General features: G+C 72.4%; 15 protein-coding genes and 1 tRNA gene. 7 read left to right on the plus strand and 9 right to left on the minus strand.

The window, feature by feature from the left end:
* Positions 1-64: 64 nt before the first annotated feature.
* A tRNA-Gly gene (locus tag ACPFP2_RS23580) sits at positions 65-138 on the plus strand.
* A gap of 334 nt (positions 139-472) precedes the next feature.
* Here the strand turns inward: ACPFP2_RS23580 and ACPFP2_RS23585 are convergent.
* From ACPFP2_RS23585 to ACPFP2_RS23610, 6 genes are all read right to left on the minus strand, one after another.
* The gene (locus ACPFP2_RS23585; protein WP_424091479.1) at positions 473-1,660 is read right to left on the minus strand and encodes an MFS transporter; all 1,188 of its coding nucleotides are present in this window, start codon (positions 1,658-1,660) and stop codon (positions 473-475) included.
* 534 nt (positions 1,661-2,194) lie between these two features.
* Positions 2,195-3,850 carry a hypothetical protein gene (locus tag ACPFP2_RS23590; RefSeq protein ID WP_424091481.1) on the minus strand — a complete coding sequence of 552 codons (1,656 nt, stop codon included), beginning with the start codon at positions 3,848-3,850 and terminating at the stop codon, positions 2,195-2,197.
* 317 nt (positions 3,851-4,167) lie between these two features.
* A complete protein-coding gene (locus ACPFP2_RS23595) occupies positions 4,168-4,896 on the minus strand; it encodes a DUF899 family protein (RefSeq protein WP_424091483.1) in 729 nt (242 codons plus the stop codon).
* 158 nt (positions 4,897-5,054) lie between these two features.
* The gene (locus ACPFP2_RS23600) at positions 5,055-5,627 is read right to left on the minus strand and encodes a GNAT family N-acetyltransferase (protein WP_424091485.1); all 573 of its coding nucleotides are present in this window, start codon (positions 5,625-5,627) and stop codon (positions 5,055-5,057) included.
* Positions 5,628-5,726: 99 nt separating this feature from the next.
* Positions 5,727-6,110: a VOC family protein gene (locus ACPFP2_RS23605; protein WP_424091562.1), complete on the minus strand. Its 384-nt coding sequence runs from the start codon at positions 6,108-6,110 to the stop codon at positions 5,727-5,729.
* Positions 6,111-6,115: 5 nt separating this feature from the next.
* Positions 6,116-6,481, minus strand: a complete 366-nt coding sequence (locus tag ACPFP2_RS23610; RefSeq protein ID WP_424091487.1) for a DUF1801 domain-containing protein — start codon at positions 6,479-6,481, stop codon at positions 6,116-6,118.
* Between the two features lie 116 nt (positions 6,482-6,597).
* On the opposite strand from ACPFP2_RS23610, the gene ACPFP2_RS23615 reads away from it, so the two are divergent.
* The gene (locus tag ACPFP2_RS23615; RefSeq protein WP_424091489.1) at positions 6,598-7,482 is read left to right on the plus strand and encodes a LysR family transcriptional regulator; all 885 of its coding nucleotides are present in this window, start codon (positions 6,598-6,600) and stop codon (positions 7,480-7,482) included.
* Between the two features lie 10 nt (positions 7,483-7,492).
* Here ACPFP2_RS23615 and ACPFP2_RS23620 read toward each other — a convergent pair whose 3' ends face one another.
* Positions 7,493-8,164, minus strand: coding sequence for a hypothetical protein (locus ACPFP2_RS23620; RefSeq protein WP_424091491.1), 672 nt, complete (start codon positions 8,162-8,164; stop codon positions 7,493-7,495).
* Here ACPFP2_RS23620 and ACPFP2_RS23625 point away from each other — a divergent pair.
* On the plus strand, positions 8,163-9,044 hold the full coding sequence (locus ACPFP2_RS23625) for an LLM class flavin-dependent oxidoreductase (protein ID WP_424091493.1): 882 nt from the start codon (positions 8,163-8,165) through the stop codon (positions 9,042-9,044). The two genes, ACPFP2_RS23620 and ACPFP2_RS23625, sit on opposite strands and share 2 nt — an antisense overlap.
* 20 nt (positions 9,045-9,064) lie before the next feature.
* Here ACPFP2_RS23625 and ACPFP2_RS23630 read toward each other — a convergent pair whose 3' ends face one another.
* Positions 9,065-9,496: an ASCH domain-containing protein gene (locus ACPFP2_RS23630; RefSeq protein ID WP_424091495.1), complete on the minus strand. Its 432-nt coding sequence runs from the start codon at positions 9,494-9,496 to the stop codon at positions 9,065-9,067.
* Positions 9,497-9,582: 86 nt separating this feature from the next.
* Between ACPFP2_RS23630 and ACPFP2_RS23635 the strand changes: the two genes are divergently transcribed.
* Complete coding sequence (locus ACPFP2_RS23635) at positions 9,583-10,119, plus strand: alpha/beta hydrolase (RefSeq protein ID WP_424091496.1); 537 nt, start codon at positions 9,583-9,585, stop codon at positions 10,117-10,119.
* Here the strand turns inward: ACPFP2_RS23635 and ACPFP2_RS23640 are convergent.
* A complete protein-coding gene (locus ACPFP2_RS23640) occupies positions 10,107-10,655 on the minus strand; it encodes a phosphoribosyltransferase (RefSeq protein ID WP_424091498.1) in 549 nt (182 codons plus the stop codon). The genes ACPFP2_RS23635 and ACPFP2_RS23640 overlap by 13 nt on opposite strands.
* A gap of 186 nt (positions 10,656-10,841) precedes the next feature.
* On the opposite strand from ACPFP2_RS23640, the gene ACPFP2_RS23645 reads away from it, so the two are divergent.
* The 3 genes from ACPFP2_RS23645 (at position 10,842) to ACPFP2_RS23655 (ending at position 14,699) form a co-directional block, all read left to right on the plus strand.
* Positions 10,842-11,480 carry a septal ring lytic transglycosylase RlpA family protein gene (locus ACPFP2_RS23645; protein ID WP_424091499.1) on the plus strand — a complete coding sequence of 213 codons (639 nt, stop codon included), beginning with the start codon at positions 10,842-10,844 and terminating at the stop codon, positions 11,478-11,480.
* An 88-nt stretch (positions 11,481-11,568) separates the two neighbouring features.
* Complete coding sequence (locus tag ACPFP2_RS23650) at positions 11,569-12,696, plus strand: PP2C family protein-serine/threonine phosphatase (protein WP_424091501.1); 1,128 nt, start codon at positions 11,569-11,571, stop codon at positions 12,694-12,696.
* A 146-nt stretch (positions 12,697-12,842) separates the two neighbouring features.
* Positions 12,843-14,699, plus strand: coding sequence for an acyl-CoA dehydrogenase (locus ACPFP2_RS23655; RefSeq protein WP_424091502.1), 1,857 nt, complete (start codon positions 12,843-12,845; stop codon positions 14,697-14,699).
* The last annotated feature ends 100 nt before the right edge of the window (positions 14,700-14,799 follow it).

Here is a 14,799-nt window from a genome sequence, read left to right on the forward strand (position 1 = left end):
GTCGGACGCGCCGGGGGTACCTGGGTGCACGGAGGTGGTGACCTCAGGTACAGTGGTGCCGCCTGCGGGTGTAGTTCAATGGCAGAACATCAGCTTCCCAAGCTGACAGTGCGGGTTCGATTCCCGTCACCCGCTCCATGCGAAAGGCCCTGGCCAGGACGACAGTCCGAGCCAGGGCTTTCGGCGTTGCTGGGGCCGGCAGCGCCCGGCGGGCCATCCACGGGCCACCAGGCGGTGTCTTCAAAGGCTCACCACCATTGCAGTAGCGCGGCGATCGTGACTGTGGCCCGGTACGACGTGGCGGTCTTGTCGTACCGGGTCGCGACGCTGCGGCACTGCTCGAGCCGGTTGACGCAGCGCTCCACGACGTTGCGGCGCCTGTAGCGCTGCCGACTCCGGAGCGCTCCGAGCGCTGCGTGCGAATGTCGCGCGGTTGAGGGGAGGTTTCGCTGCGGCCCGGTGCAACTGTCCGTCACGGCGAAGCGATCACGAGTGGGCCCCGACGTCCCAGCGCCCACACGGTGAGCGCGAAGCAGCAGAGCGCCGCTCCCGTGATCGTGACCGCTGTCCAGCCGCCCGCGAACCAGAGCGTGGTCGCGGCGGCGGAGCCGATGGCAGCGCCGATGAAGTTGCCGGTGGCTAGGGCCGTGTTGAGCCGGCTGCGGGCCTCGTGGGAGAGGGCGAACAGCCGCGCCCGGTTGAGGAGGGCCTGCGTCTGGAGGGCAACATCGATCATGATGATCGCGATGATGACGAGTACGACGGAGCGGCCGGCGAACGCCGCGACGACGAAGGCGCCGAGGGCCAGTACCCAGGCCGTGCCGGTGGCCGGAAGCGACCAACCGCGGTCGTGCAGACGTCCGCCGTGCAGGCCGGAAAGGACACCAGCGAGGCCAGCCAACCCGAACAACCCGATCACCGCTACCGGGTACCGGAACGGTGGGCTGCTGAGCAGGAACGTCAGCGCCGTCCAGAACAGCGAGAACGTGGCGAACCCTGTGGCGGCCAGGACCAGCGTCCATCGGGCCGCCCGCTCGCGCATGACCACCGCGCCGACCGAGGCGATGAGCTGCGGGTATGGCATGCGCGTCCGCGGTGCCAGCGGTGGAATCGCGCGGTAGAGCAGCAGCGCGAGCAGGGCGACGACGACCGCGGCGAGGGCGAAGATCATACGCCACCCGGCGGCGCTGGCGACGAACCCGCTGATCGTGCGGGAGGCCAAGATACCGGTGAGGGTCCCGGACCCGACGGCGCCGACGATCCGACCGCGGTGGGCGTTGCCGGCCAGGTCCCCGGCGAGCGGTGTGAGGACCTGTCCGGAAATCGTCGTCACGCCGAGCACGCCCACTGCGAGGAGGAGTACGCCCATCGACGGCGCCAGCGCGCACAGCAGCAGTGCGGCGGCCGAGGTCAGCAGCATCACCGGGACGAACCGGCGGCGGTCCAGGACGTCACCGAGCGGCACGAGCAGCAGCACGCCGACGGCGTACCCGACCTGCGTCGCGGTGACGAGCCAGCCGGCCGTCGCGGTCGCGGCGCGCAGGTCGCCTGCAATGAAGCCGAGTAGCGGCTGCGTCCAGTACAGGTTGCCGATGGCCACTCCCGCCGCCAACGCGAACAGGAACGTCAGCCGACGGCTCATCTTCGACGGCGGCGCCATGCGGGGTGTTGCCACCCTGCCACGCTACGGCGCGGGATCAAGGCGCGGGGCCCAGCGATGGACTGAGCGTGGCAGGGCCGCACCCCGCCGGAATGTCCACATCTCTCCCGGCACCCTTCAGGCGTGCCCGGACAGGCCGACACGGCGCGCGCCTGATCGGCGTCCACCTTCAGGAACACGTCGCCGACGCGCAGGGTCGCGCGCTCCGAATGGGCGACGACGACTTCGACCTCATCCATGGGCGACCAGTATCCCGGGGATGGTCGCCCAGGGCTGTGCCGAACTCACTCAATCGAGTGAGGTGCAGATGAGCCGACAGCAGCGGATGACATCAATGCCGACGAACGACCTAGCCGACGCCAGCCGACGGCAGGCCACCGGCGGCCCTGCGGACCAGGCGACACCCGGTGCCAGGGCCTGTTCCTGTCCAATTCGCAAGCTGACAGATGCGGGTCGGATCCCGGTCACCCGCTCCAGCGTGAGCCCCGGCTCAGGACAGGTTCCTGAACCGGGGCTCAGTCTTGCCGGCGCGGTTCAGCGGTGGCTGTAGGTGCCGACGATCGCTCCCCGGACCGAGACGTCGTGGGTGTCGTACGTCGACGCGAACGTCGCGTCGCCGTCGAACCGGACGTAGTACCGGTATTCACCGCTCACCGGTGGCGTGTCGGTGAACGTGAACGAACCGTCGGCGGCGAGGCGTACCGGCGGCAGGTCCGTCGAGGTGGTGCCGCTGCGGTTGGTGACGCCCCGCCACACCACGAGCGATCCGGCCGGGGTGGGGACGTCGCCGGCGGTGCTCAGTGCGCCGGTGAGCTGGATCGGCCTGCCGGCGCTCCCGATCGTCGGCCCGGTCAGGGTCAGCGCGGTGCCGTGGCGGGCCACGTCCACCGTGGTCGTCACCGTGCTCCAGCGGAACGTGGGGCTGCCGTCCCAGAGCGCGCCGTAGGTGACGGCGCCGCCGACCGGCGGGGTGTCGGTCACGCGGAAGGTGCCGTCAGCGGCGGTCGTCACGCCGGGCAGGGTGGTGGTCGTGCCGTCGGGCAGCGTCCGGGTGATCTCCAGCGGCTGCGTGCCCGGCGCCGAGCCGTCGGCGAAGGCGAGCCGGCCGGTGAGCGCGAACGGTTCGAGTGCCGTCGCCCCGGTCGTCGCCGTCAGGACCAGGGTGGACGCGGGGAGGGTGGCGCCCTCCACCCGCCACAGGTAGTACCGGTTGCGCTGCCGGTCCTCCTGGAGGGCGAACAGGTCGTCCCCCAGGACGGAGAGGCTGCCGGTCCGCAGCGAGGCATTGTTGGTGACGTTGGTCTGGTAGGTCCTCTCCGCCGTGGTGGCGTCGTACACCGTGGCGTACGGGCTGTACATCGAGCCGTAGAAGGCCCCGGCGACGTGTGCGCCGTCGGCGCTGAGGGCGACCGCGCCCGGGCTGCCCGGGTACTCCGCATCGGAGCCGTAGGTGCGCACCTTCGCCAGGGTGGTGGTGTCCCAGACGTCGAAGCCCGAGGTGGCGAAGACGGAGATCGCCGTCGTGCCGTCGGGGGTGACGGTGAGGTCGGTCAGGTTGGACAGGCCGTGCTCGGATCCGCTGATGGTGCCGCGCAGCGTCGCGGGGGTGCTGCGCACGTCGTAGACCCGCAGGCTGCCCGGGTTGATCCCGGCCTCGCCGGCCACCACGGTGTCACCGCCGGCGGCGACCATGGGTGCGCCGTACATTCGGGTCGCGATCGGGACCGGAGCGGGAGCCGGCACGGACAGGTCGAGGCTGAGCACGCCACCGTCGAAGCTGCCCTTGACGCCGTAGCCGACCCAGAGCCGGTCGCCGGCCAGCGACAGGTTCTCCGGGGACGGATACCCGGCCAGGCTGATCCGTCGGGTGAGGGTGCGGGTGGTCGTGTCGATCTCGGCCACCTCGTCGGAGCCGGTCAACGCCGCGTAGAGCCGGGCGCCGTCGGGCGTGACGGCCAGGCCGGTCGGATCGGCCAGGCCGGTGACGGTGCCGGTGATCGTGCCGCGGCCGTCGGCGATCACGATCCGGTCGTTCGCGGAGACGAAGACCCTGCCGCCGGCGGCGGCGGTGTCGGCGAGACTGGTGACACCCTCGATCAGCGTCGTGGTGTCCCTCGCGGCGGCCGGCGCGGTGGTGGCGAGGAGGCCGGCCCCCGCGGCCAGCGTCGACGCCAGAACTGAACCGATCACTGTGCGAAACCGCACGTGCGGTCTCCCTTCGGTTGGCTACCCCGTGATGCCACAGCAGGTCGACGGCCCGTTGGTGGGGCGTCGACGCCGGGCGGGCGACAAGATCGCCGCCTCGGTGATTGAGGCGATCTCGTAACCGAAGCCGTTACACAGTGGAGCGCGGTCCCCGCGAGGAGACGCGCGCCGCGCCCGCGGTGAGAACCGGGGCCCCGGTCGGGACCGGCGTCCCGCCGGGGCCTCGGTCTGCGTCATCGCCGCGCCGCGCGGACCGCTCCTTCGCGGTCACGTCTCGGTGAACCGCGCCGCTTCCGCCGTCGTCAGCACTGCCCGCAGCACGACTGCGCCGACGCGACGCCCGGGCGGTTCCACTGCGCGGTCGGGCGGCCGTCGACCCGCCACGGGTGCCCGCTGACCTTCGGCCAGCCCTCGGGTGCGTCCTCCCAGGGCTCCTGCCGGCCGTACACGGTGAGGTCGAGGGCGTGGTAGCTGGTCATCAACGCCTCCGTACCCCGCCCGGTGGTCCAGTACGTCTCGTAGACCTGGTCGCCGTCGCGCAGGTAGCAGGCGATCAGCCCGAAGCCGCGCCCGTCCACCAGCGCCGGGTCGGAGTCCTTCGCCGAGTACCAGGGGAACGGGTAGCCCATGAACTCGGCGAACGGGGCGCTCTCCTCGTACGAGCCCTGGCAGAACACGGCGTAGGTGACGTCCCGGGCGTGCAGGTAGTCGAGCATCTGCATGTGGCAGGTCGCGAAGGTGCACCCCTCGCACTGGTCCTCGTACGGCTTGCCGTCGTGCCACATGTGGAAGTAGGCCATCAGCATCCGGCGGCCCTCGAACACGTCCACCAACGGGGTCTCCCCACCCGGGCCGCGCACCGTCACCGGCGGCATCAGCGTCATCGGCAGTTGCCGGCGCGCGGCGGCGATCGCGTCCCCCTCGCGGGTGTGTGCCTTCTCCCGGGCCAGCAGTTCCTCGCGCTCACGCAGCCAGGTCTGCCGGTCGACGACCGGGGGTATGGCGGCGCTGCGGGCTGGGGTGACCGTCAAGGCTGTCTCCTTCGCGGAGTCGGAGTCCGTCACAGGTATGGACGAGCGGACGGGGCGATCGTCATCGGTCGCCCCGTTTCGGACCCCGGACCCGGCCGGTGATCGGTGCCCGTGACGCGCCGCCGTCGACCCGGTCGCGACGCGTGGCGACCGCTCGGTCACCCTGCCGGCCGGCGCATGATCCAGGTGGGCACCGGCCGGGGCAGGGCGCGTACCACCTCCCACCCGGCGCGGCGGTACATCGCGACGTTGCCGGGGTTGCTGGTCTCCAGGACCGCCGGCAGGCCGTCCTCGGCGGCCCGGCGCAGGCCGGCCCGCATGACCGCGTGTCCCCAGCGTCGACCCGTGCTGTCCGGGTGGGTGCCCAGCACGCCGAGGTACCAGTACGGGTCGGTCGGCAGCGCGTCGTGCACGGCCTCGTCGTACGCGTGGACGCGGGCCAGCACGTCGGCGGGGAGGTGCGCGGCGAGCGGGTCGTCCGACGCTCCGCCCCCGGCCGTGGGTGGCTCCCAGATCGCGACGGACGCGCCGCCTCCGATCGTCCAGATCGACCCCCGGTGCACCCGCTTGTCGAAGAGGTGTCCGAAGAAGGCGGCGGCGTACCCCGGGTAGGTCGCGTCGTCCGGGAACAGGTACCGCAGGACGGGATCCGCCGGGAACGCGGCGACCAGCGAGCCGACGACCCGGTCCCGGTCCGCCGGGGTGGCGATGGTGATCTCAGGCGCTGTCACGTCGTCCGACGCTAGTCCGTACGGCGCAGGGCGGGCCGTCGGCCGCCGACCCGGACGGCAACCGGGTCCAGTTCGTCCAGCGCCGCTGAGCCGGGCCGGCTAGGCGGCGTCCTGCGGGTACCAGCGCAGCTCCACCACGTTGCCGTCCGGGTCGCGTACGTAGACCGAGGTGGCCGAGCCCCGCGCGCCGAACCGTCCCACCGGTCCCTCCACCACGTCGAGGTCCCCGGTGGCGATCACCTCCGCCCAGTCGAGCGGGGCCACCACCAGGCAGAAGTGGTCGACGTTCGACTCGCCCCGCTCGCCGCGCACCAGGTCGATGATGGTGTGCGGGTCGATCCGCACCGAGGGGAACGGCACCCGGCCGGCCCGCCACTCGTCGACGCGTACCGGGGCGAGGCCGAGCGGGCCGCAGTAGAAGGCCAGGGACCGCTCGACGTCGGCCACGGTGAGCACGAGGTGGTCGAAGCCGGTGACGCGCATGGTGGTCACGCCGCCTCCCGTCCGGCGCCCGCGTACGCCTGGCGCAGCCAGTCGGCGAAGAGCACCGGGTCGACCTCGTCGGCGGTACGCAGCTGCACCGAGGCCATCGACCGCGCGCCGGGCGTCAGCCGTCCCGACGGGTCGTCCACCTCCCGCCCCTGCCACAGCCCGAAGGTCAGGTACGACGGGTACGCCTTCACCAGGCAGACCGGGTCCCGGCCGGGGCGGTCACCCCGTCCCCAGACCGGGTGGCCGTGCCACATCGCGCCGGTCGCCCCGGGCAGCGCGTCCTCGATGACGGGGCGCAGCCGCGCGCCGATCTCCCGCAGTGGTTCGTCCAGTCCGTCGAGATAGTCGGTGACGGTGGTCATCGGCGCTCCTCTACCGAAGTGATCAGTACGCCCTCCAGCCTGGTCGCGGCGGGGATCCGGACCAAGCCACGATCGGACTACGATCGTTGAGCCGGATTCAACGACGGGAGCCCTGGGTGCTGGAGCGGCACGAGGTCGAGACCTTCCTGACTCTCGTCGAGGAGTTGCACTTCGGGCGGACCGCCGAGCGGCTCGGGGTCACCACCGGGCGGATCAGCCACGTGGTGAAGAAGCTGGAACGGCGGATCGGCGCGCCGCTGTTCGAGCGCACCAGCCGGGTCGTCCGCCTCACCCCGATCGGTCGCCGGCTCGCCGACGACCTGCGGCCGCTGGTCGCCGGGATGGAGGACGCGGTACGGCGGGCCGTCGAGGCGGGGCGCGGCGTCACCGGCGAGCTGCGGGTGGCCTTCCTCGGCGAGTGGACCGCGCCGGTGCTGCTGCGCGCGGTCGCCCTGTTCCGCGAGCGGCACCCCGACTGCGAGGTGCACGTGCGCGAGGCGCAGCTCGCCACCACCCGGTCGAGTCTGGAGGACGGTTCGATCGACGTGCTCATCGCGTCGTACCCGTTCGACGGGATGGCGAACGGCCCGGCGCTGCTGTCGGAGGCCCGGATGCTGGCGGTGCCGGCGGGGCATCCGCTGGCCGGGCGGGAGTCGGTCTCCCTGGAGGTGCTGGCCGACCACCCGGTGGTGCAGTACCCGGCGGTGACCTCGGCGGCGTTCAAGCGCGACCGCACACCCGAGCGGACGCCGTCCGGCCGGCCGGTGCCGAAGGGTCCCTCGGGCGCCACCTTCTCGGAGATGCTCTCCCTGGTGGCGATGGGGCGGGGCGTGCTGCCGGTGGGCGAGCACACCCGCCGCTACTACCCGCGCCCCGACGTGGCGTACGTGCCGATCCACGACGCGCCGCCGATCCGGCGCGGCCCGGTCTGGCGGGAGACCAACACCACCGAGCGGGTACGCGAGTTCGTCCGCGCCGCCGCCGATGTCGCCCGCTCCTGACCTGCTCCGGTCAGCCGGCGGCGAGGGTCGAGATCGGGTCGGCGTCCCGCCGGGGCAGCGCGGCCAGCGCCAGGCCGATCAGTGCGCTCACCGCCCCGACCAGGAGGAACAGCGAGTAGACCGGCTGGCCGAGCCACTCCCAGAACGGGTGCCACTGGGCGTGCCGCTCGTCGTGGTGGTGGACGGCCATCAGCGGGAGAGCGAACAGGGCGGGCACCGACCACAGAAAGAGCGTCACCCCGGCCAGGACCTTCACCGGCGCGACGGCCGGGTGCGGCCGCTCGGTGCGCCGGCTCGCCCAGCCGAAGACCAGCCAGCCGGCGAGCGCGCCGAGCAGCCCGCCGGCCACCGCCGCCGGGGCCACCGCGGGCGGGGTGGTCCGCCACAGGGTCATCGAGAGGTACGGCGACTCCGTGGTCATCCGCGAATTGACCGTCACCACGAGCACGGTGTCGCCCCGCCGGGCGTCGAGCGTGGTCGTCCGGACCGGCTCGCCGGAGGAGGACCATTCGCCCGTGGTCACCGCGTCCAGCCGCCAGCCGGTCTCCGCGAGCCGGCGCTGGGCGGTGGCCACGGTCTGCTCGTAGGGGATCGGTGGGAGGTCCCGCGACCAGGCTTCGGCGGTGGTCTGGGCGTTCTGGCCGGGTGCCCGGACGACTGAGGGCCGTACGCTGGCGATCATGCGGATTGGCATCGTGATCCTGCCCGACCAGCGCTGGTCGCAGTCGCAGCGCCGGTGGCGGCAGGTGGAGGAGTGGGGCTTCGACCACGCCTGGACGTACGACCACCTGGGCTGGCGCGACCTGGTCGACGGCCCCTGGTTCGACTCCATGGCCACGCTGACCGCCGCCGCGACGGTGACCTCGCGGATCCGGCTCGGCACGCTGGTCGCCTCGCCGAACTTCCGGCACCCGGCGGCGTTCGCCCGGCAGGTCACCGCCCTCGACGACATCTCCGCCGGCCGGGTGCTGCTCGGGCTCGGGGCCGGCGGCATCGGCTTCGACTCCGCCGTGCTCGGCGGCGAGACCCTGCCGCCCCGGCAGCGGGTGGACCGGTTCGCCGAGTTCGCCGAGCTGCTCGACCTGATCCTGCGCCAGGACGGCGCCACCTGGCGGGGTGAGTGGTTCAGCGCGGTGGACGCCCGCAACAACCCCGGCTGTGTGCAGCAGCCCCGGGTGCCGTTCGTGATGGCGGCGAACGGCCCGCGCTCGATGCGCCTGGTCGCCCGCTTCGGCCAGGGCTGGGTCACCACCGGCACCGGTGAGGAGGACCTGACGAGTTGGTGGGACGGGGTCGCGGCGGTGTGCGCCCGGCTCGACGCCACCCTGGCGGCGGCCGGGCGGGACCCGGCCACCCTGGACCGGTACCTGTCGCTGGACTCGGCGCCGGTCTTCTCGTTGAGCAGCGCCGACTTCTTCGCCGAGCAGGTGGCCCGGGCGGCGGCCCTCGGCTTCACCGACGTGATTACGCACTGGCCCCGGGCCAGCAGTTGGTACGCGGGCGACGAGGCGGTGCTGGTCGACGTGGCGACGCGGCTGCTGCCGGAGCTGCGTTCCGCCTGAGCGGGGCGAAAGAACGTACTTCAGGTGCCGAGGTCTCCGGTGGTGATGCCGCCGTCGCCGGCGGAGACCAGCCGGAAGCGGAGGCAGACGATCTCGCTGTCGTCGGTGACCGGGGTGCCGACCCGCGCCCAGTAGGCCGCGTGCCCCTCCCGCCACTCGGCGATCGAGCGGTCGCCCTCCCCCTCTGAGCGGGCGAACTCCCACCCGACGTCGGCGAAGCGCACGGTCTCGACACCGGTGATCTCGACGACCCCGACCAGCCGGTCGTCGTCGTCGACCAGGGCCAGCCGCTCGCCGACGTGCTCCAGTTCCTCGCCCTCCTCGGCGTACTCGGTGACCAGGCCGGCGGTGGCGGTCTTCACCCCGGCCAGCACCAGCGTGTTGAGTCTGGCGCGCAGCTCCCCCGGGGTGCCGAGGGCGAGCGTGCGAAGTCCACCGATCCGGGGCCACATCCTGCCGAGGGTACCCACCGGGCGATTTCCGGTCGTCGGAATTGCGCCCACCCGCCTACGGTGAGCGGAGGCGGAAGGAGACGACCATGGCGGACCGGCGCGCGGTGCTCATCCCCGGGCGGGGCTACGACACCCGGTACCCGCTCTTCGCGTACGTCGGGGAGGCGCTGCGGCGGACGGGCTTCGACGTCCACGAGATCAGCTGGCAGGTACCCGATCGTTTCGGGCCGGACGCCGACGGCCCCGGCGCCGCCCTGGAGTGGGTCGCGGGTCAGGTGGAGCCGACCCTGGACGCGCCGACCCGCCTGCTGGTCGGCAAGTCGCTCGGCTCGATGGCCGCCCCGCTCGCCGCCGACCGGAAGCTCCCCGCGGTCTGGCTCACCCCGCTGCTGCACGGGCCCGAGGTGGTCGACGCGCTGGGTCGGGCGCAAGCGCCGTTCCTGCTGGTGGGAGGCGCGGCCGACCCCTCGTGGGACGGTGCGGTGGCCCGCCGGCTCACCCCGCACGTGCTGGAGATCCCGGACGCCGACCACGGGCTGCTGGTGCCCGGCTCGCTGGCCCGCTCCGCCGAGGTGCTGGGTCGGGTCTGCACGGCGGTGGAGCAGTTCGTTCAGCGCAGCTGAGCGGCGTCGAGCAGTCCGCGTACCCTCAGCTCGTCGGCGACCTCGGGCGGGCAGTCGGCGACCACGGCGGCGACGCCGACCCAGTCCGCGCCGCGCGTCGCGCAGATCTCGCGTACGGCCTGCGCCTGCGCGCCGGTGGCCACCCAGTCGTCCACCATGAGCACCCGGTCGTCGGGCCCGAGCAGGTGCTCCCGGACCGCCAGGTCGACCCGCCGGCCCCGGAAGTCCGGCGGGCTCTGCGCCCAGGTCAGCGGGCCGGTCGGGAGCCGCCCGTCGCCCGGCTTGTGGGCCGCGACGAAGCCCACCCCGAGGGCGGTGGCGGCGAGCGGCCCTAGCATAAGCCCGGTCACGGCAGGCGCGACCGCCACCGTCGGCCGGGCGTCGAGGAACGGTGCGACCAGGGCCGGTCCGAGCGCGGCCAGCACCTGCGGGTCCCGCCACCAGCCGGAGGTGTCGCTGACCAGGTGGCTGCTGTCGGGCCCCGGATCGACCCACCGGAAGAGTTCGGTCAGGCGTCCGCGAAGCTCATCGGGCATCCACCCATCCTGACCGGTGAATGCCGGCGGTGGAACCATGGCCCGTCCGGTGGGGGTGGGCATCGCATGATCGGCTACACGTATCCCTGCAATTCCGGTCATACCACCATGATCACGTTGACTTCGGAAGTGCTTCTCTCGTTACGGTCCGACCCGGTTTGTTCAGTTGACGAAAGGACCGGGCCGGTGGCTGGTAGGCACTCCCGTACCCGCATGTTCTCCTCGCCGGCCGGCATCGCGGCCACCGCCGCCGTAGGTGTCGCGCTCGTCGTCGGAGGCACCGTGGGCGCCGTCCGGCTGACCTCCGGCGAGGCTCCGGTCCCCGCCGTCGCGGACGCCGCGCCCAGCGCCGCGACCCCCAGCGCGACCACCACCTCGCCGAGCCCGACCGCCGGCGCCTCCCCGACCGCCAGCCCCTCGCCGAGTGTGACCGCGAGCCCGAAGGCGACCCGGTCCCAGGCCGCCTCCCGGAGCAAGCCGCGCACCGCCACGCCGAAGCCGAGCGCGACGACGAAGAAGGCCGCCCCGAAGAGCACCGTGGTCGAGACCGGCTCCTGTGGCGCCTCCTTCTACGCCGAGGGCCAGCTGACGGCCAACGGCGAGACCTTCGACCCGAGCGCGCTCACCGCCGCGCACAAGACCCTGCCGTTCGACACGAAGGTCCGGGTCACCAACCCGGCCAACGGCACGTCGGTGACCGTGCGGATCAACGACCGCGGCCCGTTCATCGAGGGACGCTGCATCGACCTGTCCCGGGCGGCCTTCGCGGCGATCGCCTCGCTCGACCTCGGCGAGCTGACCGTGAAGTACGAGGTGCTCGGCTGACGGCGATCGGCTCGCCGTGGCCGTCCGGCCGGACGGAACACTCTCGGACGAGGGGCCAGGTTCATTCACCGGTTCACGTCCATCAGGCATGCTGTCTGTCGTACGTACGCATGCCTTCCAGTCGGGCCGCGGCCCGCTGAGCCCCGGGTCCCGCGCCGGTGTCGGCGCGGCCCTCGCCCTGCTCGCGATCGTCTCCGCCGTGGAGCTGGCCGACGGCCGGAAGGTGCACTACGCCGCGCTGATGATGGCCGCGCCCGTGCTGGCCGCCGTGTTCGCCTCGTGGCGGACGGTGTTCGGGGTGGCCCTGGTCGCGCTGCTGCTCGGTGGCGGCTTCGCGCTGGTCGAGCCGGGCGCGTCGAGGACCACCGGGGTCGGTCTCGCCGGGATCGCCATGTCCGGGGTGGTGGCGGCGGCCGTGGCGGCGGTACGCCAACGCCAGGCCGAGCAGATCGCCGAGCTGTCCAAGCTGGCGTCGGTGGCCCAGCAGGCCGTGCTGCGTCCGCTCGGCCCGCAGGTGGGCACCCTGGCGGTGGCCGCGCGCTACATCTCGTCGACGGCCACCGCGGAGATCGGCGGCGACCTGTACGAGGCGATCGACACCCCCTACGGCGTCCGGATGATCATCGGTGACGTCCGGGGCAAGGGGCTGGACGCGGTCCGCCTGGCGAGCATCGTGCTGGGCTCGTACCGGCACGTCGCGTACGAGCGGGCGGACCTGCGCGCGGTGGTGGCCGACCTGGACCGGGCCGTGGCCCGCAACGTCGGCGACGAGGACTTCGTCACCGCGGCCGTGGTCGAGGAGCGGGGCGGCACGCTGACCATCGTCAACTGCGGCCATCCGCCGCCGCTGCTGTTGCGCCGGGGCGCGGTGATCCCGCTGGAGCCGCCCGCGCCGGCCCCGCCGCTCGGCTTCATGCCGGTGGTGCGGCCCCGGCTGGAGCGGCTGGAGCCCGGCGACCGGTTGCTGCTGTTCACCGACGGGCTCGGCGAGGCGCGCCGGGACGGCGAGTTCTTCCCGACCGCCGACCGGGCCTGGCGGCTGCTCGGTCACGGTACGGTCGGCGACGGCCTGGCCTCGCTGGAGACCGCACTCGTGGAGTGGGTGCACGGCCGGCTGGACGACGACATCGCCCTGGTGCTGATGGAGTACACCGGCCCGCGCAGCGGCGCGACGGTGCCCGTGCCCAGCTGGGAGGTGGGTGCGGCGGAAGCCTGAGCCGCCGCGGGCACCCCTCGGCGGAACCTGAACGGGAAGTGTGTAATCGCTGTCACTTCCACGATCGGCTTGTCGTTGGCTACCGGCGAGTAATACAGTCGGGGTTACTGATCGGTAACACCTGTCCGGAAGCGGGGCCAGCGAGCATGACCCACTACAAGAGCAACCTTCGGGACCTCGAGTTCAATCTGTTCGAGGTCTTCGGGGCGGACCGGTCGTTCGGCCAGGCCCCGTACACGGACCTGGACGTCGACACCGCCCGCAGCTTCCTCTCCGAGGTCGACCGCCTGGCCCGCGAGGACCTCGCGGCCAGCTACACGGACAGCGACCGCAACCCGCCGGTCTTCGACCCGACCACGCACACCGCGCCGCTGCCGGAGTCGTTCAAGAAGTCGTACCAGGCGTTCATGGACTCCGAGTTCTGGCGGCTGGACCTGCCCGAGGTGCTCGGCGGCACGAACGCCCCGCGCGCCCTGTGGTGGTCGCTCGCCGAGATGGTGCTCGGCGCCAACGCCCCCGTCTGGATGTACGCCTCCGGCCCGTCCTTCGCGCACGTGCTGCACGTCGAGGGCAACGAGCGGCAGAAGAAGTGGGCCAAGCTCCTCATCGACCGGCAGTGGGGCTCGACCATGGTGCTCACCGAGCCGGACGCCGGCTCGGACGTGGGCGCCGGTCGTACCCGCGCCGTGCAGCAGCCGGACGGCTCGTGGCACATCGAGGGCGTCAAGCGCTTCATCACCTCCGGTGAGCACGACCTGAGCGAGAACATCGTCCACTACGTGCTGGCCCGTCCGGTCGGCGTCGAGGGCGTCGGCGGCCCGGGCACCAAGGGCCTCTCCCTCTTCGTCGTGCCGAAGTTCCACTTCGACGAGGAGACCGGCGAGCTGGGCGAGCGCAACGGCGTCTACGCCACCAACGTCGAGCACAAGATGGGCCTGAAGGTCTCCAACACCTGCGAGGTGACCTTCGGCGAGCACGGCGTGCCGGCCAAGGGCTGGCTGCTGGGCGACAAGCACGACGGCATCCGCCAGATGTTCATGATCATCGAGTACGCCCGGATGATGGTCGGCACCAAGGCGATCGCCACCCTCTCCACCGGCTACCTGAACGCCCTGGAGTACGCCAAGAACCGGGTGCAGGGCGCCGACCTGCTCCAGATGAGCGACAAGACCGCCCCGCGGGTGACCATCACCCACCACCCGGACGTGCGTCGCTCGCTGATGCTGCAGAAGTCGTACGCCGAGGGCCTGCGCGCGCTGGTCTGCTACACCGCGAGCTGGCAGGACAAGGTCGCCATCGCCGAGGCGGCCGGCGACGAGAAGGCCATCAAGCTGGCCAAGCGGGTCAACGACCTGCTCCTGCCGCTGGTCAAGGGCGTCGGCTCGGAGCGCGCGTACGAGCTGCTGGGCCACGAGTCGCTGCAGACCTTCGGCGGCTCCGGCTTCCTCCAGGACTACCCGCTGGAGCAGTACGTCCGGGACGCCAAGATCGACACCCTGTACGAGGGCACCACCGCGATCCAGAGCCTCGACCTGATCTTCCGGAAGATCGTCCGGGACAACGGCAAGGCCCTGATGGCGGTCGCCGGCGAGATCCAGGAGTTCATCGCCACCGAGGGCGGCAACGGCCAGCTCAAGGAGGAGCGGCAGGCGCTGGGCAAGGCGCTCGCCGAGATTCAGAACATGATCGGCGTGATGACCGGCTGGCTGGGCGAGGCCCAGGGCGGCGAGGCCCGCAGCCTGTACAAGGTGGGCCTGAGCAGCCGTCGCTTCCTGCTGGCCGTCGGCGACCTGGTCGTCGGCTGGCTGCTGCAGAAGCAGGCCGACGTGGCGCTGAAGGCGCTGGCCGGTGAGGTCTCCGCGTCGGACCAGGCGTTCTACACCGGCAAGGTGGCCGCCGCGAAGTTCTTCGCCCGCGAGGTGCTGCCCCGCATCGGCGCCGACCGGCGGATCATCGAGGGCACCGACCTGGACCTGATGGACCTCCCGGAGGAGGCCTTCTGATCCCGTTCCGACCCTGACGGCGGCGGGGGGGGGGGGGGGGGGGGGGGGGTCCCCCCCCCTTTTTTCCCCCCCCCCCCCCCCTCTTCTTGTTTTTTCCTTC

Origin of the sequence: Micromonospora citrea (genome assembly GCF_049629545.1) — a bacterium.
Taxonomy (GTDB): Bacteria; Actinomycetota; Actinomycetes; order Mycobacteriales; family Micromonosporaceae; genus Micromonospora; species Micromonospora citrea_A.